The organism is Serratia sp. C2(1) (assembly GCF_036352655.1).
Taxonomy (GTDB): Bacteria; Pseudomonadota; Gammaproteobacteria; order Enterobacterales; family Enterobacteriaceae; genus Serratia; species Serratia inhibens.
Window position 1 is genome coordinate 1,038,429 of the sequence record NZ_JAZFBA010000001.1, and the last position, 22,832, is coordinate 1,061,260.

The window sequence follows — 22,832 nt, forward strand, 5'->3', positions numbered from 1 at the left end:
CAGGCTATACAAACTACGGGCCACATAGGCTGTTGGGATAGGTTCATGCGTTATGTGGTGCGAAGAATGCAGACAATATCCAGCATGTTGCAACTTTGTGCAACCGTGTTAAATCACGCCGATGAGTGAAGTGTGAGTTCCATCGATTTTTTAACATCGTCAACCGGCACGATTCTTGCTGGGTTCTCTGCCGGGAGTGCGAAGGTTTGATGTCTGAGGGCGTTATCCTCAGTAATGGAAGGGATAAAGGCTGGGTTTTAGGAGGTGCAACTGAATTTGAGGTCGAGTGGTGCAACCGTAAAAACGGTTAAATGTGACGCAGGGTAAACTTTGTGTAACTTTGTTGTTAAATGTCTTGTTGGATAACGAACAGGTCATCTAGGATAGCCGGCGGTCAGACAATTGCGGGAGGAAACTACTTTCACTCGCGGCCTGTTCGCCATTTCGCCTCGTTCCGGCGAATCGGCAAGTAGTAAATATCGCAATACAGCGCGAAATAATAATGAGAGTGGAGAATTTCATGACAATGAGCACACCTATGCTGGTGACCTTCCTGGTGTATATCTTCGGGATGGTGTTAATCGGCTTGCTTGCCTACCGGGCAACCAATAACTTCGACGACTATATTCTGGGCGGTCGCAGCCTGGGCAGCGTAGTGACCGCGCTCTCCGCAGGCGCATCGGATATGAGTGGCTGGTTGCTGATGGGCCTGCCGGGCGCCATCTTTCTGTCCGGTATCTCGGAAAGCTGGATAGCCATTGGCCTGACGATCGGCGCTTACCTCAACTGGAAGCTGGTAGCGGGGCGGCTGCGTGTGCATACCGAAGCCAACAATAACGCCCTGACGCTGCCGGATTATTTCACCAGCCGTTTTGAAGACAAGAGCAAGTTGCTGCGGGTGATCTCCGCCATTGTTATCCTGGTGTTCTTCACCATCTACTGTGCATCCGGCATCGTGGCCGGCGCGCGCTTGTTTGAAAGCACCTTTGGCATGAGTTACGGCACGGCGTTATGGGCCGGTGCGGCAGCCACGATCATTTATACCTTTATCGGCGGATTCCTGGCGGTGAGCTGGACCGATACCGTGCAGGCCAGTCTGATGATTTTCGCGCTGATCCTGACGCCGGTGTTCGTGATCCTGGCGGTAGGCGGCATCGACACCTCGATGTTGGTGATTGAAGCGAAGAACCCGGCCAACATCGACATGCTGAAAGGCCTGAACTTTGTGGCTATTCTTTCCCTGCTGGGTTGGGGCTTGGGTTACTTCGGCCAGCCGCACATTCTGGCGCGTTTCATGGCGGCGGATTCCCACCGCACCATCCGCAGCGCACGTCGCATCAGTATGACCTGGATGATCCTGTGCCTGGCGGGCACCATTGCCGTCGGTTTCTTCGGTATTGCCTACTTCGCCAACAACCCGGATCAGGCGGGTAACGTGTCGCAAAACGGCGAACGCGTGTTTATCGAGCTGGCGATGATTTTGTTCAACCCGTGGGTGGCGGGCATTCTGCTGTCGGCGATCCTGGCGGCGGTGATGAGTACTCTGAGCTGCCAATTGCTGGTGTGTTCAAGCGCGATTACCGAAGACCTGTACAAAGCTTTCCTGCGTAAGGGCGCCAGTCAACGCGAGTTAGTGTGGGTCGGCCGCATCATGGTGCTGGTCGTGGCGCTGGTGGCGATCGCGTTGGCCGCCAACCCGGAAAACCGCGTACTGGGCCTGGTAAGCTATGCCTGGGCCGGCTTCGGCGCCGCCTTTGGCCCGGTAGTGCTGATCTCGGTAATGTGGTCACGCATGACCCGCAACGGCGCATTGGCCGGCATGCTGGTTGGTGCGGCGACGGTGATTGTCTGGAAACACTTCGCCTGGCTGGATCTGTATGAAATCATCCCGGGCTTCCTGTTTGGCTGCATCGCTATTGTGGTGGTGAGCCTGATGGGCCGCCAGCCTTCAGCCACCATGACCGAACGTTTCGACAAGGCGGAAGCTGAGTTCAAAACGGTTTAACCCGCTCGTACCACGAGTCTTAAAGGGCGCTTAATGCGCCCTTTGTCATTTTCACTTCGTCGTTGTCTGTCATCTGCCGGAAACACCTCGCGACATTTGATTAGAAAAAATCACCCTTGCTCCCCTTGTATTTCTTTTCGGCAGAATGATAATCACTATCGTTGTGTTTTACTTTTCTTTACATTGGCGCCGCGGCCATTCCTGGCGTGCGGACGCTTCGCGGCAGAAGCCTTTTTAGGGGTTATTACTCATGTTTGTTCCCTTCCTTATCATGTTCCGTGAGGGGCTGGAGGCTGCGCTGATCGTCAGCCTGATCGCCAGCTACCTGAAACGCACCCAGCGCGGTCAATGGCTCGGCGTGGTGTGGATAGGGGTGATTGTCGCCGCTGCCCTGTGCCTGGCGCTCGGCATCTTCATTAATGAAACCACGGGCGAATTCCCGCAGAAACAGCAGGAACTGTTCGAAGGCATCGTCGCGGTGATTGCGGTACTGATCCTCACCTATATGGTGTTTTGGATGCGTAAGGTCTCCAAATCGGTCAAGGTGCATCTGGAAGGCGCTATCGACAGCGCGCTCAATTCCGGTAAAGGCCAGGGCTGGGCGCTGGTGGCGATGGTGTTCTTCGCCGTGGCCCGCGAAGGGCTTGAGTCGGTGTTTTTCCTGCTGGCGGCCTTCCAGCAGGACGTCGGTATTGAAGCGCCGATTGGCGCAGTGCTCGGCCTGGTCGCCGCCATCGTGCTCGGCATGGCGCTCTACTGGGGCGGCGTGAAGCTGCATCTGGCCAAATTCTTCAAATGGACCAGCCTGTTTATTCTGTTCGTTGCCGCCGGCCTGGCTGCCGGTGCGATCCGCGCTTTCCACGAGGCCGGGCTGTGGAACCATTTCCAGGATATCGCGTTTGATCTCAGCAACCATCTGTCCACCCATTCGCTGTTTGGCACCCTGCTCGAAGGCATCTTCGGTTACCAGGAAGCGCCGACGGTGAGCGAAGTGGCGGTCTATTTCCTGTATCTGATCCCGGCGCTGATTTTCTTTTTCCTGCCGCAGCGTGCGGAGCCGGCAGCGGTTTCGGCGCAACGTAAAATCAATCATTAATTTTAATAGGGAATCTTGTATGTCTACTCCGTTATTCCGCCGCAAGGCGTTGCACGCAGCATTACTGGCTATCCCGGCGTTCGCGCTGAGCATCGATGCCCTGGCGGCGGACGTGCCGCAGGTGAAGATTACCGTTAACGACAAGCAGTGCGAGCCGATGCAACTGACCGTGCCGGCCGGCAAAACCCAGTTTGTGGTGCACAACACCAGTCAGAAAAACGTGGAATGGGAAATCCTGAAAGGGGTCATGGTGGTGGAGGAGCGCGAAAACATCGCGCCGGGCTTCACCCAGAAGATGACCGCCAATCTGGAAGCGGGTGAATACGATATGACCTGCGGGCTGCTCAGCAACCCGAAAGGCAAACTGACCGTTACGGCGGGTGCGGCTACCGACGGCAAACCTAACGCGCTGGATCTGGTTGGCCCGATTGCCGAGTACAAGGTTTACGTCACTAAAGAAGTGGAAGGGCTGGTCAAGCAGACCAAGCTGTTCACCGACGCGGTCAAAGCCGGCGATGTCGCGCAAGCGCGCAAACTCTATGCGCCGACCCGCCAACACTACGAGCGTATTGAGCCGATCGCCGAACTGTTCTCCGATCTGGACGGCAGCATTGACGCCCGTGAAGACGACTACGAGAAGAAAGCCGAAGATCCGAATTTCACCGGTTTCCACCGTCTGGAGAAAGCGCTGTTTGCCGACAACACCACCAAGGACATGAGCAAATACGCCGATCGCCTGTACAACGACACCGTTGAATTGCAAAAGCGCGTGAGCGATCTGACCTTCCCGCCAAGCAAGGTAGTGGGTGGCGCGGCCGGCCTGATCGAGGAAGTGGCGGCGAGCAAAATCAGCGGTGAAGAAGACCGTTACAGCCGTACCGACCTGTGGGATTTCCAGGCCAACGTCGACGGTGCGCAAAAAATCGTTAACCTGCTGCGTCCGCTGCTGGTTAAGGCCAACAAACCCTTGCTTGACAAGATTGACGCCAACTTCAAAACCGTTGATGGCATTTTGGCGAAATACAAAACCAAAGACGGCTATGAGTCTTACGAGAAGCTGACCGACGCCGATCGTAATGCCATGAAAGGGCCGATCACTACCCTGGCGGAAGACCTGTCACAACTGCGTGGCGTATTGGGTCTGGATTGAGGCAAGCACTATGAGTAACAAGATCGGCCCGGGCAACGGGCCGCATCCGCAATCAACAGGCGCGGCGTCACCGTCGCGCCGTCGTTTGCTGCAGGGGTTGGGGCTGGGTGTTCTGGCGCTGGGCAGCAGCCGTTTGACGCAGGCAACGGAGAAGGGCGCCGATGCGCTGGCGACGCCGCAGGACGAACGCTGGCAGAAACAGCCGTTCTATGGCGTGCATCAGGGCGGGATCCTCACAGCGCAGCAGGCGGCGATGATGCTGGTGGCCTTTGACGTACTGGCAAGCAACAAGCAGGATCTGGAACGCCTGTTCCGCTTGCTGACAAACCGCATTGCGTTTCTTACCAGCGGCGGCAAAGCGCCGGAGGTTGATCCCAAGCTGCCGCCGCTCGATTCGGGCATCATGGGGCCGGAGATTTACCCGGACAACCTGACCATCACTGTCTCAGTGGGTACCTCGCTGTTTGACGAACGTTTTGGCTTGCAGGCGCAAAAACCGCTGCGGCTGCAAAAGATGACGCGCTTTCCTAATGACTCACTGGACGCCAGCCTGTGTCATGGCGATCTGGTGTTGCAAATTTGCGCCAACACCAATGAAACGGTTATTCACGCGCTGCGCGATATCATCAAGCATTCGCCGGACTTGCTCAGCGTGCGCTGGAAGCGGGAAGGTTTTATTTCCGCCCATGCCGCGCGCAGCAAAGGCAAAGAAACGCCGATCAACCTGTTGGGCTTTAAAGACGGCACCGCCAACCCGAAAACCAGCGACAAGTCGTTGATGGATCAGGTGGTGTGGGTGGCGGATAACGTCGGGGAACCTGCCTGGGCGGTAGGCGGCAGCTATCAGGCGCTGCGGATTATCCGTTTCCACGTCGAGTTCTGGGACCGGACGCCGTTGCAGGAACAGCAAACCATCTTTGGCCGTGAAAAGCACAGCGGCGCGCCGCTCGGCATGAAGCATGAGCACGACGAGCCGGACTACGCTAAAGATCCCGAGGGTAAGACCATCCCGATGGATGCGCACATCCGCCTGGCGAACCCACGCACTCCGCAGACCCAGAGCAATTTGTTGCTGCGCCGGGGTTACAGCTATTCGATAGGCGTGTCCAATTCCGGCCAGCTGGAAATGGGGCTGCTGTTCGTCTGTTATCAGGCCGATCTGGAAAAAGGCTTCCTGACGGTGCAAAAACGCCTGAACGGTGAGGCGCTGGAAGAGTACGTGAAGCCAATTGGCGGCGGGTACTTCTTTGCGCTGCCGGGGGTGAAAGACGGCAATGATTACCTTGGCAGCGGTTTGCTGAAAGCCTAGTCATATTCAATCTGGCGGGGTCATCCCGCCTTTTTCATCGCCCCTCCGCACCGAACCGATCTTATTTAAATATTTTGTGGCCTTGCGCAACCGGGAATCCGGGTTTTTAATTATGGCGATACCCAAAATAATTGGAGTTGCATCACGGCGGCAAGGCCGTTCATCCCCTGGAGCTGAGTAAACTAAGTGACTGGGGTGCGCGGGCGCAGCCAACACAGATGCAGCTTCAATTATGATGGATATAACTGTTTTCATTTGTTTGTTAAACGTATTAGCATACCAGCCATTTTGTTCCAGACGGTTCAGATTTCCCGATCCCTTTAACGGCATTCTCCTGATGAAAAACACCCGTAAAAATACGCTGGCGTCCGCCATCGTTATTCCTGCCTTATTGCCCCTGTCATTCTGCTATGCGCAGGACAAAGATGGGGAACAGATTATGGTGGTGACCGCCAAACGCAGCGGCCTTTCCGAACTGTCGACGCCCGCCGCCGTCAGCGTGGTGAACGGCGATCAGATCCGTGATGCCAAGCCTCAGATCAACCTGTCTGAAAGCCTGGGCAGCGTTCCTGGCCTGCAAATTCAGAACCGCCAGAATTATGCGCAAGATTTGCAGCTATCGGTTCGGGGCTTTGGTTCTCGTTCTATGTATGGTGTGCGCGGCGTGCGGATTTATGTGGATGGCATTCCGGCCACCATGCCGGATGGGCAGGGGCAAACCTCCAATATCGACCTGAACTCGGTCGACAAGGTGGAAGTGCTGCGTGGGCCGTTTTCCGCGCTTTACGGCAACTCCTCCGGCGGCATGGTGAACGTGGAAACCGAAACCGGCCAACAGCCCAATCGCCTTGAGGCGAGCAGCTATTTTGGCAGCTACGGCACCTGGCGCTATGGCGTTAAAGCCACCGGGGCGACCGGGGATGGCAGCCATGCCGGCGACGTCAACTACACCATTTCCGGCACCCGTTTTACCACTCAAGGGTTCCGCGACCACAGCGGCGCGCAAAAAAACCTCGGCAACGCCAAGCTGGGCGTGCGTATCGACGATGTCAGCACGCTTACGCTGTTGTTCAACAGCGTGGATATCCATGCCAACGACCCCGGCGGCCTGACGTCTGCCGAATGGCACGACAATCCACGCCAGGCACCGCGAGCCGATCAATACAATACGCGCAAAACCACCTCGCAGACCCAGGCCGGCTTGCACTATGAGCGTCAGATGGGGGCTAATGATGACCTGAGCGTCATGATGTACGCCGGCGAGCGCGAAACCACCCAATATCAATCGATCCCGGTTGCGGTACAGCAGCGCAGCGCGCAGCACCCGGGCGGGGTGATTGACCTGACGCGTCATTATCAGGGGATTGATACGCGCTGGACCCACCGTGGCGAACTGGTGGCGGTGCCTTACACCCTGACCGGCGGTCTGGACTATGAAACCATGACCGAACAGCGTAAAGGGTATGAAAACTTTACCCAGTCCAACGGCGTGACCGAATTGGGCACCCAGGGCGCTCTGCGCCGCAACGAGCGCAACCTGATGTGGAATCTGGACCCTTATCTGCAAACTTCATGGAAGCTGACCCCGCGACTGACGCTGGATGCCGGTGCGCGTTACAGCACCGTCAATTTCGATTCCAACGATCACTATGTCACTGGCAGCAATGGCGATGACAGCGGCAGCGCCAGCTACCATCAGTGGTTGCCGGCCGGCTCCCTCAATTATGCCGTCAGCAGCGGCTGGAATCTGTACTTGTCCGCCGGCCGCGGTTTCGAGACCCCGACCATCAACGAGTTGTCCTATCGCCCCGGCGACCAAAGCGGGCTCAATTTCGGCCTGAAACCGGCAACCAGCGATACGGTGGAGTTTGGCAGCAAAACGCGTATCGGCAACGGGTTGTTGACCGCCGCCGTTTTCCAGACCGACACCAAGAATGAAATTGTCGTCGATGAGAGCAGCAACGGGCGCACCAGCTACAAAAACGCCGGGCAGACCCGTCGGCGCGGGCTGGAGTTGGCGCTGGACCAGCAGTTTGCCTACGATTGGCGGCTGCAATTGGCCTGGACGCTGCTGGATGCGCGCTACCGTGATGACGTGTGCGGCGATAGCCAGTGTACGGAGGCCAATAAAGTGCCAAGCGGCAACCGCATGCCGGGCATCGCACGCAATATGGGGTTCGCTTCCTTTGCCTGGGCCCCGCCGGAAGGCTGGTATGCCGGTGCGGAGGTGCGTTATATGAGCGATATCCAGGTGAATGATGAAAACACCGAACAGGCACCGTCCTATACCACCGTGGGGTTGAATACCGGCTACCGCTACCCGGTAGGGAACTGGATGCTTAACGTTTTCGGCCGCGTGGACAACCTGTTTGACCGCCAATACGTTGGCTCGGTCATCGTTAATGAAGGCAACGGCCGTTATTACGAACCGGCACCGGGCAGGAACTGGGGCGGCGGCGTGAGTGTTTCTTACTCCTTCGAGTAAAGGCATTTTCGGCCCAGCGCTGGGCGAGTATACTCAGTACTTCAGGGCGGGAGATTTCCCGCCTTTTTTATTAATAAAGTACAGCGGCAGGAGGAAGGCGGGGCGCTGACATTGCGGATAAAAACGCGTTTTTGTTTGCGCAAAATTTAATCAGGAAACCAAAATGTCATCCGGCATTTTAAATCATAACTATTTGATCTGGCTGGGTGATAAAATTTCTCTGGAATGGCGTAAACGGCGTGATATAGTGTCCTGGCGCTATCTGAAAACAAAAAAGATTAAAAATTTTTACATTTTAGTAACGCGATGGGTTTGAATGTCATTATACTGTAATCATCTGGCGGTAGTTTTCACAAGGTGCACAGCGGAAGCTGTAAATAACACTGCGGGGATCGCTAATGGTAAAGTCCTTGGTTGGGCTGGAAAGAAAAAACAATACACCTTCTCTGATTTCTCGTTGTAACGAGGGTTCTCTCTCCGACTCTCTTTTCCCGGCAACTCCGCATTCTCGGCATGACAAATTCTTGTCACTTTTTACTCCACAATTAATTACGCAACCGCGTTCTCCCGTGAAAAAACGGTGCGCTACAACGCCCGCGTATTCACTTCGTCTATTGGCTTTTATTGGCTCGAAAGGAAGCCAAAACCTAATCCGTGTGTGAAACATAATCGCGCGGCCAGACCGCTGCGGTAGGTGAAACAAACTGTAAGGTGCCACTATGAGACAAAAAGCAGTGATCAAAGCACGTCGTGAAGCGAAACGCGTTATTCGTCGTGACGCTCGTAGTCATCGCCAGCTGGAAGAAGAGTCCGTAACCTCGCTGGTACAAATGGGTGGAGTTGAGTCTATCGGCATGGCGCGAGACAAGCGCGATAGCTCTCCCATCGAGGCTAGAACCGAAGCTCAGGGTCATTACTTAATCGCCATAGATAAAAAGCAGTTGATATTTGCCACCGGCGAAGCCGGTTGCGGCAAAACATTCATCAGCGCCGCGAAGGCGGCAGAAGCCCTTATACATAAAGAAGTGGATCGGATTATTGTTACGCGTCCGGTTTTACAGGCGGATGAAGACCTCGGTTTCTTGCCCGGGGATATTTCTGAGAAGTTCGCCCCTTATTTCCGCCCGGTGTATGACATTCTGGTGCGCCGCTTGGGATCGTCCTTTATGCAATACTGCCTGCGCCCGGAAATCGGCAAGGTAGAGATCGCGCCTTTCGCCTACATGCGCGGGCGTACCTTCGAAAATGCGGTCGTTATCCTGGATGAAGCCCAGAACGTCACCGCCAGTCAGATGAAGATGTTCCTGACCCGTTTGGGTGAGAACGTAACGGTAATCGTCAATGGTGACGTAACCCAGTGCGATTTACCGCGCGGCGTGAAATCCGGCCTCAGCGATGCGATGGAGCGCTTCGAAGAGGATGAAATGATCGGCATCATCCGCTTTGATAAACAAGACTGCGTCCGCTCCGCCCTGTGCCAGCGCACGCTCAACGCCTACAGTTAACCTGCCTGCTACGACGAGGCCGCTTCGGCGGCCTTTTTCTTTTCTGCCGCGAATCCCCACCCGCCAATCCGTTATGTAAATTATTGTCGGTTTTTGTATGGATTTTCGTTGCATTAACGTTAATGATTAGTGGTGTTCCAAATGGGCGCCAGTCTTTATCTGGCAAACGGAATAGTGGCGTTGTGCGCCGGTTTGGCGCACAGGTGTTGGGCTTCTCACAGTGGTTCAGTCATGAAATATATTATTTTAATTTTATTTATTTTATGTGTGGTCTATATCCATTATCGCGGCCGGGTGCGTTATACCTTCTGGCGGCAACTTTCCGATCATTCCACCTTTACCGCGCCGCTAAACGTTTTTATGTATCTGTTCTCACGCGCGCCGATAACGCCTTACCTGCAGCCGGAGCAGTTTCCCGAACTGGCGGTGCTGCGGGATAATTGGCAAACCATTCGCGACGAAGGGCAGCAGTTGATGGCGATCCAGCAAATTAAAGCTTCGGATCAATTCAACGATGCCGGCTTCAACTCGTTTTTCAAAACCGGTTGGAAGCGTTTTTATTTGAAATGGTATGAAGACAACCATCCGTCGGCGATGAGCCTGTGCCCACAGACCACCGCGCTGCTGCGCAGCCTGCCTTCGGTCAAGGCGGCGATGTTTGCCGAACTGCCGGACGGCAGCCGCCTGCCGCGCCACCGTGACCCCTACGCCGGTTCGCTGCGTTACCATCTGGGGTTGATTACGCCCAATGACGATCGCTGTTTTATTGAAGTCGACGGCGAACGTTACAGCTGGCGTGACGGAGAAGGGGTGATGTTTGATGAAACCTATCTGCATTACGCCGAAAACCAGAGCGGCCAAAACCGACTGATTCTGTTTTGCGATATCGAGAGGCCGATGCGTTATCGCTGGGCGCAGAGCGTCAACCATTGGCTGGGGCGTAACCTGATGAGTGCGGCCACTGCGCCAAACGAAGAGGGCGATCGTACCGGGGGTGTTAACAAGCTGTTCAAGTATATTTATGCGGTGCGCAAAGTGGGGAAACGGTTAAAGGCGTGGAACCGCACCGGTTATTACATCATTAAATGGATTCTGTTCGGCGGGATCGCGGCGGGCATTTTCTTCGCGGTATAAATCCTGGCGACGCAAGGCGGTATAAGAAGAGGGGCGCAGCGTGCGCCCCTCGGTCATTCAGGAAAAGATGGTCATCATGTAGGCGGCAAACAGCGCCAGGTGTGCGGTACCGTTCAGCACGTTGGTGCGGCCGGTGGAGAACGACAGCTGGCACAGCAGCAAGACCGTCAGCATCACCACGATATGCGGCGTTTGCAAGCCGAAGATCAGCGTCTGGCCGGTGAGGGTGGCGATGATGGTTACCGCCGGCACCGTCAGGGAAATGGTCGCCAATACCGAACCGAAGAACAGGTTCATGGCGCGCTGCACCTGATTGTTCAACACTGCCCGCAGGGCACCCAGACCTTCCGGCGACAGGATCAGCAGCGCTACCAGGAAACCGGTAAACTGCGCTGGGGCATTCACTTTGGTCAGCAAACCTTCCAGCGGGTTGGCGTTGAATTTGGTCACCGCAATTACCGCAACCAGATGCACGATCAGCCAGGCCGCATGCCAGGCGCTGCTGTGTGAGGAAGGCTTGCCGTGGTGCGGGTCGCCGTCGTCATCTTCATGCTCGTATACGAACAGGCTTTGGTGGGTTTTGGTCTGGATCACCAGGAACACGCCATACATCGCTGCGGAAATCACCGCGACCAACAGTGCCTGACCGGTGCTGAAGTTGCCGCCCGGCAACGCGCTCGGGAACACCAGAACGATGATCGCCAGCGGGAAAATCGCCATCAGGTACTGTTTGATGCCGCCAAGGTTGACGTACTGGGTGGCGAATTTGCGGCCACCGAGCAGCAAAGCGACACCCACCAAGCCGGCGGTAACGATCATGATGATGGAATAAAGCGTATCGCGCATCAGCGCCGGGGCCGCGTCGCCGGTCGCCATCAGCGCCGAAATCAGGCTCACTTCGAGAATAACGACCGACAGGCTGAGGATCAGCGAGCCGTAGGGTTCCCCCAAACGATGAGCCAGCACGTCCGCATGGCGTACCACGCTAAAGGCGCTGCTGAGAATACCGATCAGGGCGATGAGGTTAATGCCGACGATTAAAGGAAAGTTGCTGGTGCTGCCCCACAGATTCAGAACTACCAGGGCGGCGATGGGGAAAATCAGCGAGTATTCGGTGTGGCGGGATTTGGATCGGCCAGGATCGTGTTGCGACTTCATTTTGATGGTACTCCTTCTCAAACAGCGTGGACCCGTCATCGCTGACTGCCGTAGCACGGCAACTCGCGTATCCAGAATGTCTACCCGACGCCTTTCACGCTGCCGCATTGCTGGCCGCAGTTTGAAATCCATTGGGTATATTTATATTTAATAATAATAGGATACACCCTGTGTCTTGTGTCGGGTAATGATGTGATGTTGTGTTACTCGAAAAAACAATTGCTTGCTTTATCCCCTTCATCTTTCAAGCAGCATCTTTGTTGGCTGCGTTTTCTCACCCGAATCACTTACTTGAGTAAGCTCATCGGGCCTCGCTCACTTGCCGCCGCGATGCGACTCGAATTATTTTGGGTATGTGTGACAAGGTTAACAAAAAAACCGCATCTGATGCGGTTTTATTTACTTACTTTTACGTTGTGGGTTTGATTTTTCGCATCAATGGCGCGTAAATTGCAATTACCCTCGCATTGCATGGTTAATAAAGGAGAAAATTCCCATTAATCGTCAATATTATCCATGATTTCATGCCGTTTATTATGATAACCCTCTTCATTTAACCCTTCACGCCAGTAAGGTACGGCATAAAGCTGATTACGGTCACATTGACGATCGCGGCGCAGGTAGCGACGCAGCTCGACCACCAGGCGATCTTCACCCGCCAGCCAGAACTGGGTTGCGGCCTGCGGCAGGGGCAAGGCGCAAAATTGGGTTATCAGTTCCGGCGTTTTCTCCGTGCCGCCGACAATCCAATTCAGCTCGACGCCGGCCGGTTTTTTCAGGCTGATAACATCGGCGGCAGTATCCACGCGGATAAAAGCATGGCCTTCACTGCTCGCCGGTAGCCGTTCCAGCAACGCGGCCAGCGCGGGTAAAGATGAAGGGTCTCCGGCCAGGCAGTAGAAATCGGCCGGCGGCAGCATCGGTTTGGGGCCTCCAGGGTTGCTGATGCCAATTTTATCGCCTGCTTTAGCCTGGCGCGCAAAGTTGACCGCCGGGCCGCTATGATCGTGGATGGCGAATTCGATGTCGATCTCGGCCAGTTCCGGGCGCACGGCGCGCACCGAATAAGTGCGGATAATCGGGCGTACCGCATCCGCCGCCCAAACCGGGCCGTTAGCGGTCAACGTTGGGAGGTCCGGTTGCCGTTGGCCTGCGAGCGGCAGGAAAACCTTGATGTGCGCGGCAGCGGCTTGCGCCGGGTAATGGCGCAGGTCTGGCGCGCTAAAGGTGATGCGGCGCAGATGTGGCGTAATGTCACGGACAGCGACGACTTCAATCAGGTAAGGCGCGCGCGAGCGGGGGGCATCGGTATTCACGGTGATCTCCTTATGTTCGTTTGGCGCCGAGTATATCATGTCATTTGATAATGAGAATCGTTTGCTGGTTGAGGTCACCGTTGGTATTGACTAGGCTTATAAGTTCATATGTCGTTACGGGAGAAAAGTTATGCCTTATAAAAGTAAGAGTGCCTTACCCGACAATGTGAAAAATGTGCTGCCGGATCATGCACAAGAGATCTATAAGGAAGCGTTTAACAGCGCCTGGGATCAATATCGGGATCCGGATGACCGTCGCGGCGATGACAGCCGCGAAGAAACGGCGCATAAAGTCGCCTGGGCGGCGGTGAAGCAGACCTATCGCAAAGGCGACGACGATCATTGGCACAAAAAGTAACCTTAAATCCCGGCATAAGGTGCCGGGAAAATCACAATATCTGCATAGCTAAGCATGCAATTAATATTATTGCTCTCGCGTACAAATACTTTTTCACTTTATCTACGTTTTGAAACTTGATTGCGGATCGAGAAAAGAATAAGGTCATTATTATCGTGGAGTGACTATACCCTTCATACTTGAAACTGCATCTGTGTTGGCTGCGTCCGCGCACCCCAGTCACTTAGTTTACTAAGCTCCCGGGGATTTGCGATCTTGCCGCCTTGATGCAACTCCAATTATTTTGGGTATATTGAATTAATAAAATTCCGCATCCAATAAATAAAAATTCCAGAGACCGCAGTGGCGAGGGAGTATGAGTCGCTTATTCCCAGGAGGTTGTTAAGGTGTTAACGCGAGATTTTCTGCAAAAGGCAGATTGCAAAACAGCATTCGGCACCATTGAGGAGTCGCTGTTACTGACATCAGAGCAGCGTGCGGCCTCGCTGAATTGTACTTTATCCCGTCGTCCGGATAACAGCCCGGTGTGGGTATTCGGTTATGGCTCGCTGATGTGGAACCCGGTATTCGAATCCGAAGAGGTGCGTCCGGCCACGCTGCAGGGATGGCACCGTGCGTTTTGCCTGCGGTTAACCGCCGGGCGCGGCACCCTGCATCAGCCAGGACGCATGCTGGCGCTGAAAGAGGGCGGCCATACTACCGGGCTGGCGTTCCGCCTGCCGGAAGAGAAGCTGCGTGAAGAGCTGGAGCTGCTGTGGAAACGCGAAATGGTGACCGGCTGTTATCTGCCGACCTGGTGCGATCTCCAGCTTGCCGATGGCGAAGTGGTCACTGCGTTGGTATTCGTGATGAACCCTCAGCACCCCCTGTTTGAAGAAGACACCAGCCATCAGGTGATAGCGCCGTTGATCGCCAGTGCCAGCGGGCCGTTGGGCACCAACGCACAATACCTGTTTGCACTGGATAACGAGCTGAAAAATCACGGTATGAAAGATGACTGCATCGGCGATTTGGTCAACTATGTGCAGCAGTGGCTGCAACAGAACACGTCCGGTCCTATTGGCGGCGAAGCGACCGCCTGATCTCTCGGCCGAAACACCCTTTCCAAACGGGCTCTGCGTGCAGGGCCCTTTTTTATATATCCAATGCCTATATTTAATAACTTTATTTCGCAGACATATTTAATCCACAGTTAATGAGTGGTTTTATATCTTATTAATTTTAAACATGTTCGTTATTTTATCTTGAAGAAACGGTTAATTCACGGCCGTGAAAAATCCACTTAGCATGAAAATGCATAAGTAAAGGTTATTTCTTATTTGTTCCCTCCCGCCAGACTCAGTATCACTGTCGTTAACAATATTGCTCGACAGGGGGAAGGGATGAACTTTCAACAACTAAAAATTATTCGTGAATCGGCGCGTTGCAACTACAACCTGACCGAGGTCGCCAACACGTTATTTACCTCGCAATCTGGGGTTAGCCGTCATATTCGTGAGTTGGAAGAAGAGCTGGGCATTGAGATATTTATCCGCCGCGGGAAGCGTTTATTGGGCATGACCGAACCGGGTAAAGAGTTGCTGGTGGTGGCGGAACGCATCCTGAATGACGCCAATAATATCCGCCGTCTGGCCGACGTATTCAGCAGCAACGACTCCGGTCAGCTGCATATCGCCACGACCCACACTCAGGCACGTTATAGTCTGCCGGGGGTGATTAAAGAGTTCCGCGCGTTATATCCGCGGGTGAGGGTGGTGCTGAACCAGGGTAGCCCGGAGGAAATTGTTGCCATGCTGGCCTCCGGCGAAGCCGATATCGGTATTGCCAGCGAGCGGCTGATGAGCGACGAATCCCTGGCGGCATTTCCCTACTACCGCTGGCATCACACCATCTTGGTGCCGGAAGGGCACGAGTTGACGCGCCAGCCGCAGGTGACGCTGGAGATGCTCAGCACGCTGCCGCTGATCACCTATCGGCAGGGCATCACCGGCCGTTCGAAACTGGACGCTGCTTTCAAGGCCGCCGGCCTGACGCCGGATATCGCTCTGAGCGCGCAGGATTCCGACGTGATTAAAACCTATGTCGAGTTGGGGCTGGGGGTGGGCGTATTGGCGGATATGTCGTACGAGAAAGAGCGCGACCACGGGCTGGTCAGCCTTAATGCCGAACACCTGTTCGAACCCAATACCGTTTGGCTGGGATTGAAACGCAGCCAGTTACAACGTAACTATGCCTGGCGGTTTATCCAGCTGTGCAACCCGACGCTGTCACTGACCGAAATCAAGGACAAGGTATTCTCCTCACAGTTGGATGCGGTGATCGATTACCAGATTTAGCTCGGCGAAGAACATAAAGAGCCGGGCAGGTTGCCCGGCAATGGAGGAGCCTAAAGCTGTTTTTTCACGTCATTAGCGACAAAATTTGCACACGTCATTGCGGACAAGGTCGCAGCACTTAGCCTGCTTAATAATCAAAATCTCATCTATAGATATAAAAAGAATATCTATAGTTATTTAAGTACCTTCGCCTGCCGAATGCACTCACTTACACTCGCGAAATTACTATAAATTCCATCCGCTTGGAGAGTTTCTGATGAAAGCGTTCGTTCCTTCTTTGCTATTTTTGGCCGTAGCGGCCAGTTTCAACACGCAGGCTGCGACCCCGGCGAATACGTTGGTGATTGCCCAGTCAATTGATGACGTTGTCAGCTTTGACCCTGCCCAGGGCTTTGAATTGACCACGGTACAATCGTTCAACAGTCTGTATCAGCGCCTGATCCAGTCGGATCCGCAGAACCCGATCGACCTCAAACCTACGCTGGCCAGCGAATGGCAGGCGGGCAGCGATAACCGCAGCCTGACCTTCAGTCTGCGCCCGGACGCCAAATTCTCCAGCGGTAACCCGCTGCGTCCGGAGGACGTGATCTTCTCGCTATCAAGGGTGGTGAAGCTGAACCTGGAACCGTCGTTTATCCTCACTCAACTGGGTTGGAACGCTAAAAACGTCGACCAGCACCTGAGCAAGGTGGATGACAACAAGGTGAAAATAAGCTGGAGTGAAAACGTCAGCCCGGCGTTCGTGCTCAGCCTGCTGTCGGCGCCGGTGTCGTCGATTGTCGATGCCAAAGAAGCGCTGGCGCACCAGCAGGGCGATGATTTGGGGCACCAGTGGCTGAACAGCCATTCGGCCGGCAGCGGCCCGTATAAAATTCGCACCTATGTACCGCATGAAGTGGTGGTGCTGGATGCCAATCCGACCTCGCCGGAAGGCGCGCCAACGCTGAAAACCGTCTTGATCAAGAACGTGCCGGATCCGGCTGCGCGCCGCTTGCTGCTGGAGCAGGGCGACGCCGATATTGCACGTAACCTGGGCGCAGATCAGATGGCGGCGCTGAAAGACAAGCCGGGCGTAAAACCGCTGGCGATCCCGTACGCCTCACTCTACTTCCTGCAGTTCAACGCCAAGGCGTCGCCGGCGCTGAGTAATCCGGCGTTCTGGGAAGCGGCGCGCTGGTTGTTCGACTATAACGGCATTGCCAACGATCTGCTGAAAGGCCAGTTCCAGAACCATCAGGCTTTCCTGCCGGAAGGGTATCTGGGGGCGTTGAAGGACCGGCCGTACAGTTTTAATCCGCAAAAAGCCAAAGAAATCCTGGCGAAAGCCGGCCTGAAAAACGTCAGCTTTAAGCTGGATGTCAACAACCAGCCGCCGTACCTGGATATCGCCCAGGCGTTGCAGGCCAGCTTCGCTCAGGGTGGCGTGAAGGTGGATCTGGTACCGGGGCTAAGCGCGCAGGTATCCACCAAGGTCAAAACCCTCAACTATGATGCGGTCCTGACTTCGTGGGGGCCTGATTATTTTGACCCGAACACCAACGCCGCCGCCTTCGCTTATAACCCGGAAGACGGCAGCAAAACCCTGGCCTGGCGTGCCAACTGGCAAATTCCCGCGCTGAATAAGCTGACGCTGGCGGCCACGGCGGAGAATGACACCGCCAAACGGGTGGCGGATTACCAACAGTTGCAGAAATCCGTTCAGCAAAGCTCGCCATTTGTTATCGGCTTGCAGGCGCGCAGCCTGATCGCCGTGCGCGACAATCTGAAAGGCTACGTGCAGGGTATCAACCCCGACATGGTGTTCTACAGCAAGGTCAGCAAGTAATGACAACCCGTTCTTCCTCTGCCGGGTTCGCCCGGCACAGCTGGCGCTGGGGCCGCAGGCTGTTGACCGGCGTGCTGTCCCTGGCGCTGACGCTGCTTGGCCTGTTGCTGTTCACCTTTATGCTCTCTCACCTGGCGCCGATCGACCCCACGTTGCAAATTGCCGGCGATCACGCCAGCGAAGCCACTTACGCCCAGGTGCGCCACGATTTGGGGCTGGATCAGCCGCTGCCGGTGCAGTTCTGGCGCTATCTGGTGCATCTGGCGCACGGCGACATGGGAATATCCCGTATCACCTCGCAGCCGGTGCTGAGCGATCTGTTACGCACCTTCCCGGCCACGGTAGAGCTGGCCACCTGCGCCATTATCCTCGGCGCCCTCGGCGGCATTACGCTGGCGTTTCTGGCGGTGCTCAAACCGGGCAGCTGGCTGGACAACGCGGCGCGCCTGCTGTCGCTGATAGGCTATTCGGTACCGATTTTCTGGCTCAGCCTGCTGGGCCTGCTGCTGTTTTATGCCACGCTGCATTGGTCTGCGGGGCCGGGGCGGCTGGATGACATCTACCTTTACAGCATGGAGCCGCGCAGCGGATTTGTGCTGATCGATAGCTGGCTGTCCGGCGATCGCGAGATGTTTTACAACGCCATCAGCCACCTGTGGCTGCCGGTGGTGGCGCTGGCGCTGCTGTCGATGGCGGGCATCACCCGGCTGCTGCGTGCGGCGATGCTGGAAGAGTGCAACAAAGAGTACGTCACTCTGGCGCGCTCCAAAGGCGCCAGCCGCGTGCGCATTCTGTTGCGCCACGTGTTTCCCAACGTGCTCGGTACGCTGATCACCGTTTTGTCGCTGTCCTACGCCAGCCTGCTCGAAGGCGCGGTACTGACCGAAACGGTGTTCGCCTGGCCGGGCGTCGGGCGTTATCTGACCACCGCGCTGTTTGCCGCCGATACGCCGGCCATTCTTGGCGCTACGCTGCTGATCGGCACCTGTTTCGTGGTGCTTAACGCACTGGCCGACGCGCTGACTTATTTAGTGGACCCGCGAACCCGATGAGCCAATACCTTTCCGAACATGAGCCCCAGGGCGAACCGGCTACCGGCTACCGCTCACGCCGTCGGCTGACGACGTTGACGATTGGCGCGACGCTGGTGGCGATCCTGATCCTTACCGCGCTGTTGGCCCCGTGGCTGGCACCCTTCGATCCCAACCTGCAACACATTGAGTTGCGCCTGCTGCCGCCTTCCTCCGGCCATTGGCTGGGCACCGACGGTTTTGGCCGCGACTTGCTGTCGCGGGTGATTTACGGCGCCCGCCCGACGCTGATTCTGGTGTCCCTGATCCTGTTGCTGACCATTCCTATTGGCCTGCTGGTGGGCATCAGCGCCGGTTACCTCGGTGGCTGGGCGGAGCGTATTTTGATGCGCGTGACCGACATTTTTCTGTCGCTGCCCAGCCTGGTGATTGCGTTGGCGTTTGTCGCGGTGCTTGGCCCGGGCTTGATGAACGGCGCGCTGGCGCTGGCGTTGACCAGTTGGCCCGCTTTCGCCCGTCAGGCGCGGGCGGAAACCCTGGCGTTGCGTCGCAGCGACTATCTGGCGGCGGCGCGCATGCAGGGCATCGGCGGCCTGCGGCTGATGGCCGGCCATATTTTGCCGCTGTGTCTGCCGAGCGCGGTCGTTCGCGCCGCGCTGAGTCTGGGCGGGATTATCCTGTCCGCCGCCGGTTTGGGTTTTCTCGGCATGGGCGTTGCGCCGCCGACCGCCGAATGGGGGTCAATGGTGGCCGAGGGCAGTAGAGTGATTTTCGATCAGTGGTGGGTTGCCGCCGTGCCGGGTGGGGCGATCCTGTTCGCCAGCCTGGCTTTTAACCTGCTGGGCGATGGCCTGCGCGATAAAATGGATCCTCGTCATGGGCATTGATAACCGCTTATTAATCGCCGACCGATTGTCGGTGCTGCTGCCGGCGCCGCAGCCGGTGGCGCTGGTAAAAGAGATTTCTTTCAGCATGGGGCAGGAGCGGCTGGCGCTGGTCGGCGAATCCGGTTCCGGCAAATCCTTGACCGCCCGGGCGCTGATGGGGCTATTGCCGCCGCCGTTGCAAGTGCGGGCGCAGCGCCTGACGTTGGGCGGGGACGAACTTACGCAGCTGAACGAGCGCCAGTGGAACCGGCTGCGCGGCACTAAAGTGGCGATGGTGATGCAGGATCCCAAGCATGCGCTGAACCCCACCCAACCGATTGGCAAGCAGGTGGAGGAGCCGCTGTTGCTGCACACTCGCCTGGGCCGAGCCGAACGACGGGAAAAGGTGCTGGACATGCTGGCGGCGGTAGGTTTGCCCGATCCGGCGGCGCTGCGTCAGCGCTACCCGCATCAGCTTTCCGGCGGCATGGGGCAGCGGGTGATGCTGGCGATTGCGCTGATTAACGATCCGCAGCTGCTGATTGCCGATGAACCGACTTCCGCACTGGATCACCAGATGCGCGATCAGGTGTTGCAACTGATCGAAAATCTGGTCGAGCAGCGCAATATGGGGCTGATTCTGATTAGCCACGATTTGCAGCAGGTGGCGCACTACTGCGAACGGGTACTGGTGATGTACAAGGGCGAACTGCTGGATCAACTGCCCGCCGACCGGTTGGCCTCGGCCACGCATCCTTATACCCGCACGCTCTGGTCGTGCCGGCCGAGCCGGGAAACCCACGGCAAACCCTTGCCGGTATTGGATCGCGCGCTGCTGGAGGCGCTGAAATGAGCCTGATTACTTTGGAAAATCTCAGCGTCAGCCACCGTCAGGGTTATGAATTACGCACGGTGGTGCATGACGTCAATCTGCATATCGAACAGGGCGAATGCTTCGGGCTGGTTGGCCCCTCGGGCTGCGGTAAATCCTCGCTGCTGTGGGTGCTGGCCGGGTTGAACGAGAACTGGAGCGGCGGTTTCCGGCTGCTGGGCCAGGATCTGAAGCCCGGCCGGCCGTTCACCGGCACGCTGCGGCGTGAGGTGCAGATGGTGTTTCAGGACCCTTATGCGTCGTTGCACCCCAAGCACCGGCTGTTGCGCACGTTGGCTGAACCGTTGAAGTTGCTGAAGGAGCGCGATATCGAACAGAAAATCAGCGCCGGTTTTCGGCAGGTGGGGTTAGACCCTCGCTTGCTGGATCGCTATCCCCATCAGCTTTCCGGCGGCCAGCGCCAGCGGGTGGCGATAGTGCGGGCGCTGCTGCTAAAACCGAAACTGCTGCTGTTGGACGAGCCGACGTCGGCGCTGGACATGTCGGTACAGGCGGAAATCCTCAACCTGTTCAATGATCTGAAGCAGGCGGGCGATCTGACCATGATCCTGGTCAGCCACGACGCCGACGTCATCGACCACATGTGCGATCGCTCGGTGGCGATGGCGCACGGCCGGCTGGTGAATTGACGCAATACCCGCCGTGGCTCCGGCGGGTATATTCATCTATGTAATAAATAAAGCAATTTATAGTTGTTCTTCTTATAAGTTCACCCCCCTACACTCGAAAAATAACGCATCCGCGTGATTGATGGAGAGTGCAGCAATGAAACGTCTCATCCCAACCTTAGTGTTCAGCGCCCTGGCCGCGAGCTTCGGCGCGCAGGCCGCCACTCCGCAAGACACCCTGGTCGTGGTCAGTTCGCTGGAGGGGATCATCAGCCTCGATCCGGCCGAGAGTTTTGAAACCGTCAGCTCGGCCAACCTGGTCAATCTGTATCAGCGGTTGCTGGCGCCCGATCGCGAAACGCCGGAAAAGCTGGCACCGGAGCTGGCCAGCGGCTGGCAGGCGGGCGCAGACGGTCACAGCCTGATTTTTACCCTGCACGACAACCAGCGCTTTGCCTCCGGCAATCCGGTGCGGCCGGAAGACGTGATCTTCTCGCTGGTGCGTGCGGTGAAACTGAACAAGGCGCCGTCGTTTATTCTCGGCGAATTCGGCTGGACGCCGGATAACGTCGAAAGTCAGTTGAAAAAACTCAGCGACAACCAGTTGCAACTGAGCTGGCCGGCGAATATCGGCAGCGAGCTGGCGCTGCGATTGCTGACCGCGCCGGTGGCGTCGATCGTCGATGAGAAGCTGCTGAGCGAACACAGCCAGGCCGGGGATTTCGGCAACGGCTGGTTGCGTTCGAACTCCGCCGGTGCCGGCCCTTACCGGGTCAGCAACTATGTGCCGCACGAAGCGCTGTTGTTTAGTCGTAACGATTACGCCCAGCCAAAAGCGCAGTTGAAAACGGTGTTGCTGAAGAACGTCAGCGACGCCGGCACTCGTCGTCTGCTGCTGCTGAAGGGCGACGCCGACGTGGCCTATGATTTGGGGGCCGATCAGTTCAACTCGTTGCGCAATGAAAAGGGCGTGCGTATTGAGCAGCATGACTCGGCCAAGGTGTATTACCTGGGTTTCAATACCGGCAACCAACAGCAGCCGGCGTTGGCTAATCCGGCGCTGTGGCAGGCGGCGCGCTGGCTGGTGGACTACCAATCCCTCGCGAAAAATCTGCTGAAAGGGCAATACCGCGTCCATCAGGCTTTTCTGCCGGTCGGGCTGGACGGTGCCATCTCGGACCAGCCGTTCAAACTTGACGTGGCAAAGGCCAGGCAGATCCTGCATGACGCCGATATCGCGGAAGGCACGCGCATCGATTTGATCGTCATTAACCAACCTCCTTATACCGATATCGCCCAGGCGCTGCAGGCCAGCTTCGCCAAGGCCGGTTTGCAGCTGGATATCCACCCGGTGGTGGAGAGCGATCTGTGGGGCAAGATGCGTGGCCGCGATTTCCAGGCGATCTTCACCTATTGGGGCGCCGACTATCTGGACCCGAACACCAACGCCAGCGCCTTTGCTTACAACGTGCCGAACGGCCCGAAAACCCTGGCCTGGCGCACCCAATGGACGATACCGGCGCTGAGTGCGGAAACCCGCGCGGCGGCGGCAGAAAGCGATGGGGTAAAACGCGCCGCGCGTTATGCCGCCTTGCAACATGAAGTGCAGGCCAGTTCGCCGTACGTCGTCGCGCTGCAAGGGCAAACGCTGGTGGCCCTGCGCGACAACATCAAGGGGGCCACGCTGAACATCGCCAACAGCATGCTTTATCTGGATCGCGTGAGTAAGTAAGGCTACGGCACGGCTTTTGCAGGATC

Annotated in this window: 19 protein-coding genes; 16 read left to right on the forward strand and 3 right to left on the reverse strand. The window is 56.5% G+C overall.

Features of this window, described 5'->3' with window-relative positions:
* Window positions 1-520 precede the first annotated feature (520 nt).
* The 4 genes from putP to efeB all read left to right on the forward strand — a co-directional run bounded on the left by putP (window position 521) and on the right by efeB (window position 5,560).
* Window positions 521-2,005: a sodium/proline symporter PutP gene (gene putP / locus V2S86_RS04820; protein ID WP_063201931.1), complete on the forward strand. Its 1,485-nt coding sequence runs from the start codon at window positions 521-523 to the stop codon at window positions 2,003-2,005.
* A gap of 250 nt (window positions 2,006-2,255) precedes the next feature.
* Entirely contained in the window at window positions 2,256-3,101 is an 846-nt protein-coding gene (efeU, locus tag V2S86_RS04825) for an iron uptake transporter permease EfeU (RefSeq protein WP_006321371.1), read from the forward strand.
* Window positions 3,102-3,120: 19 nt separating this feature from the next.
* Window positions 3,121-4,251, forward strand: a complete 1,131-nt coding sequence (efeO, locus tag V2S86_RS04830; protein ID WP_330761468.1) for an iron uptake system protein EfeO — start codon at window positions 3,121-3,123, stop codon at window positions 4,249-4,251.
* Between the two features lie 10 nt (window positions 4,252-4,261).
* Window positions 4,262-5,560, forward strand: coding sequence for an iron uptake transporter deferrochelatase/peroxidase subunit (efeB, locus tag V2S86_RS04835; protein ID WP_330761469.1), 1,299 nt, complete (start codon window positions 4,262-4,264; stop codon window positions 5,558-5,560).
* Between the two features lie 6 nt (window positions 5,561-5,566).
* On the opposite strand, the gene V2S86_RS04840 is transcribed toward efeB, so the two are convergent.
* Window positions 5,567-5,935 (reverse strand): hypothetical protein, encoded by a 369-nt coding sequence (locus V2S86_RS04840; protein ID WP_330761470.1) that lies wholly within the window; start codon window positions 5,933-5,935, stop codon window positions 5,567-5,569.
* On the opposite strand from V2S86_RS04840, the gene pqqU reads away from it, so the two are divergent.
* The 3 genes from pqqU to lpxO all read left to right on the forward strand — a co-directional run bounded on the left by pqqU (window position 5,898) and on the right by lpxO (window position 10,684).
* Complete coding sequence (gene pqqU / locus V2S86_RS04845; protein ID WP_330761471.1) at window positions 5,898-8,045, forward strand: TonB-dependent receptor PqqU; 2,148 nt, start codon at window positions 5,898-5,900, stop codon at window positions 8,043-8,045. The genes V2S86_RS04840 and pqqU overlap by 38 nt on opposite strands.
* A 719-nt stretch (window positions 8,046-8,764) precedes the next feature.
* Complete coding sequence (gene phoH, locus V2S86_RS04850) at window positions 8,765-9,550, forward strand: phosphate starvation-inducible protein PhoH (protein WP_004945903.1); 786 nt, start codon at window positions 8,765-8,767, stop codon at window positions 9,548-9,550.
* 231 nt (window positions 9,551-9,781) lie between these two features.
* The gene (gene lpxO / locus V2S86_RS04855) at window positions 9,782-10,684 is read left to right on the forward strand and encodes a lipid A hydroxylase LpxO (protein ID WP_004945898.1); all 903 of its coding nucleotides are present in this window, start codon (window positions 9,782-9,784) and stop codon (window positions 10,682-10,684) included.
* 57 nt (window positions 10,685-10,741) lie between these two features.
* On the opposite strand, the gene chaA is transcribed toward lpxO, so the two are convergent.
* Both chaA and V2S86_RS04865 read right to left on the reverse strand, forming a co-directional pair.
* Window positions 10,742-11,842 (reverse strand): sodium-potassium/proton antiporter ChaA, encoded by a 1,101-nt coding sequence (gene chaA, locus V2S86_RS04860; RefSeq protein WP_330761472.1) that lies wholly within the window; start codon window positions 11,840-11,842, stop codon window positions 10,742-10,744.
* A 497-nt stretch (window positions 11,843-12,339) separates the two neighbouring features.
* Window positions 12,340-13,158: a siderophore-interacting protein gene (locus V2S86_RS04865; protein ID WP_330761473.1), complete on the reverse strand. Its 819-nt coding sequence runs from the start codon at window positions 13,156-13,158 to the stop codon at window positions 12,340-12,342.
* A 130-nt stretch (window positions 13,159-13,288) separates the two neighbouring features.
* On the opposite strand from V2S86_RS04865, the gene chaB reads away from it, so the two are divergent.
* The 9 genes from chaB to V2S86_RS04910 all read left to right on the forward strand — a co-directional run bounded on the left by chaB (window position 13,289) and on the right by V2S86_RS04910 (window position 22,806).
* Entirely contained in the window at window positions 13,289-13,516 is a 228-nt protein-coding gene (gene chaB / locus V2S86_RS04870; protein ID WP_330761474.1) for a putative cation transport regulator ChaB, read from the forward strand.
* A gap of 386 nt (window positions 13,517-13,902) precedes the next feature.
* Window positions 13,903-14,598 carry a gamma-glutamylcyclotransferase gene (locus V2S86_RS04875; RefSeq protein WP_006321352.1) on the forward strand — a complete coding sequence of 232 codons (696 nt, stop codon included), beginning with the start codon at window positions 13,903-13,905 and terminating at the stop codon, window positions 14,596-14,598.
* A gap of 300 nt (window positions 14,599-14,898) precedes the next feature.
* A complete protein-coding gene (gene cbl / locus V2S86_RS04880) occupies window positions 14,899-15,852 on the forward strand; it encodes an HTH-type transcriptional regulator Cbl (protein WP_330761475.1) in 954 nt (317 codons plus the stop codon).
* Between the two features lie 256 nt (window positions 15,853-16,108).
* A complete protein-coding gene (locus tag V2S86_RS04885; RefSeq protein WP_330761476.1) occupies window positions 16,109-17,677 on the forward strand; it encodes an ABC transporter substrate-binding protein in 1,569 nt (522 codons plus the stop codon).
* Window positions 17,677-18,729, forward strand: a complete 1,053-nt coding sequence (locus V2S86_RS04890; protein ID WP_004945876.1) for an ABC transporter permease — start codon at window positions 17,677-17,679, stop codon at window positions 18,727-18,729. The genes V2S86_RS04885 and V2S86_RS04890 overlap by 1 nt, the downstream gene beginning before the upstream one ends.
* Entirely contained in the window at window positions 18,726-19,595 is an 870-nt protein-coding gene (locus V2S86_RS04895) for an ABC transporter permease (protein ID WP_330761477.1), read from the forward strand. Before V2S86_RS04890 ends, V2S86_RS04895 begins: the two co-directional genes overlap by 4 nt.
* On the forward strand, window positions 19,585-20,427 hold the full coding sequence (locus V2S86_RS04900; RefSeq protein ID WP_330761478.1) for an ABC transporter ATP-binding protein: 843 nt from the start codon (window positions 19,585-19,587) through the stop codon (window positions 20,425-20,427). The genes V2S86_RS04895 and V2S86_RS04900 overlap by 11 nt, the downstream gene beginning before the upstream one ends.
* A complete protein-coding gene (locus V2S86_RS04905) occupies window positions 20,424-21,095 on the forward strand; it encodes an ABC transporter ATP-binding protein (RefSeq protein ID WP_330761479.1) in 672 nt (223 codons plus the stop codon). Before V2S86_RS04900 ends, V2S86_RS04905 begins: the two co-directional genes overlap by 4 nt.
* 136 nt (window positions 21,096-21,231) lie before the next feature.
* Window positions 21,232-22,806 (forward strand): ABC transporter substrate-binding protein, encoded by a 1,575-nt coding sequence (locus tag V2S86_RS04910; protein WP_330761480.1) that lies wholly within the window; start codon window positions 21,232-21,234, stop codon window positions 22,804-22,806.
* Window positions 22,807-22,832 lie beyond the last annotated feature (26 nt).

Excerpts from the sequence above, each read along its gene's own strand:
- putP (WP_063201931.1), top strand. The coding sequence starts at position 521 with ATGACAATGAGCACACCTATGCTGGTGACCTTCCTGGTGTATATCTTC.
- efeU (WP_006321371.1), top strand. The coding sequence starts at position 2,256 with ATGTTTGTTCCCTTCCTTATCATGTTCCGTGAGGGGCTGGAGGCTGCG.
- efeO (WP_330761468.1), top strand. The coding sequence starts at position 3,121 with ATGTCTACTCCGTTATTCCGCCGCAAGGCGTTGCACGCAGCATTACTG.
- efeB (WP_330761469.1), top strand. The coding sequence starts at position 4,262 with ATGAGTAACAAGATCGGCCCGGGCAACGGGCCGCATCCGCAATCAACA.
- pqqU (WP_330761471.1), top strand. The coding sequence starts at position 5,898 with ATGAAAAACACCCGTAAAAATACGCTGGCGTCCGCCATCGTTATTCCT.
- V2S86_RS04840 (WP_330761470.1), bottom strand. The coding sequence starts at position 5,935 with ATGGCGGACGCCAGCGTATTTTTACGGGTGTTTTTCATCAGGAGAATG.
- phoH (WP_004945903.1), top strand. The coding sequence starts at position 8,765 with ATGAGACAAAAAGCAGTGATCAAAGCACGTCGTGAAGCGAAACGCGTT.
- lpxO (WP_004945898.1), top strand. The coding sequence starts at position 9,782 with ATGAAATATATTATTTTAATTTTATTTATTTTATGTGTGGTCTATATC.
- chaA (WP_330761472.1), bottom strand. The coding sequence starts at position 11,842 with ATGAAGTCGCAACACGATCCTGGCCGATCCAAATCCCGCCACACCGAA.
- chaB (WP_330761474.1), top strand. The coding sequence starts at position 13,289 with ATGCCTTATAAAAGTAAGAGTGCCTTACCCGACAATGTGAAAAATGTG.
- cbl (WP_330761475.1), top strand. The coding sequence starts at position 14,899 with ATGAACTTTCAACAACTAAAAATTATTCGTGAATCGGCGCGTTGCAAC.
- V2S86_RS04885 (WP_330761476.1), top strand. The coding sequence starts at position 16,109 with ATGAAAGCGTTCGTTCCTTCTTTGCTATTTTTGGCCGTAGCGGCCAGT.
- V2S86_RS04890 (WP_004945876.1), top strand. The coding sequence starts at position 17,677 with ATGACAACCCGTTCTTCCTCTGCCGGGTTCGCCCGGCACAGCTGGCGC.
- V2S86_RS04895 (WP_330761477.1), top strand. The coding sequence starts at position 18,726 with ATGAGCCAATACCTTTCCGAACATGAGCCCCAGGGCGAACCGGCTACC.
- V2S86_RS04900 (WP_330761478.1), top strand. The coding sequence starts at position 19,585 with ATGGGCATTGATAACCGCTTATTAATCGCCGACCGATTGTCGGTGCTG.
- V2S86_RS04905 (WP_330761479.1), top strand. The coding sequence starts at position 20,424 with ATGAGCCTGATTACTTTGGAAAATCTCAGCGTCAGCCACCGTCAGGGT.
- V2S86_RS04910 (WP_330761480.1), top strand. The coding sequence starts at position 21,232 with ATGAAACGTCTCATCCCAACCTTAGTGTTCAGCGCCCTGGCCGCGAGC.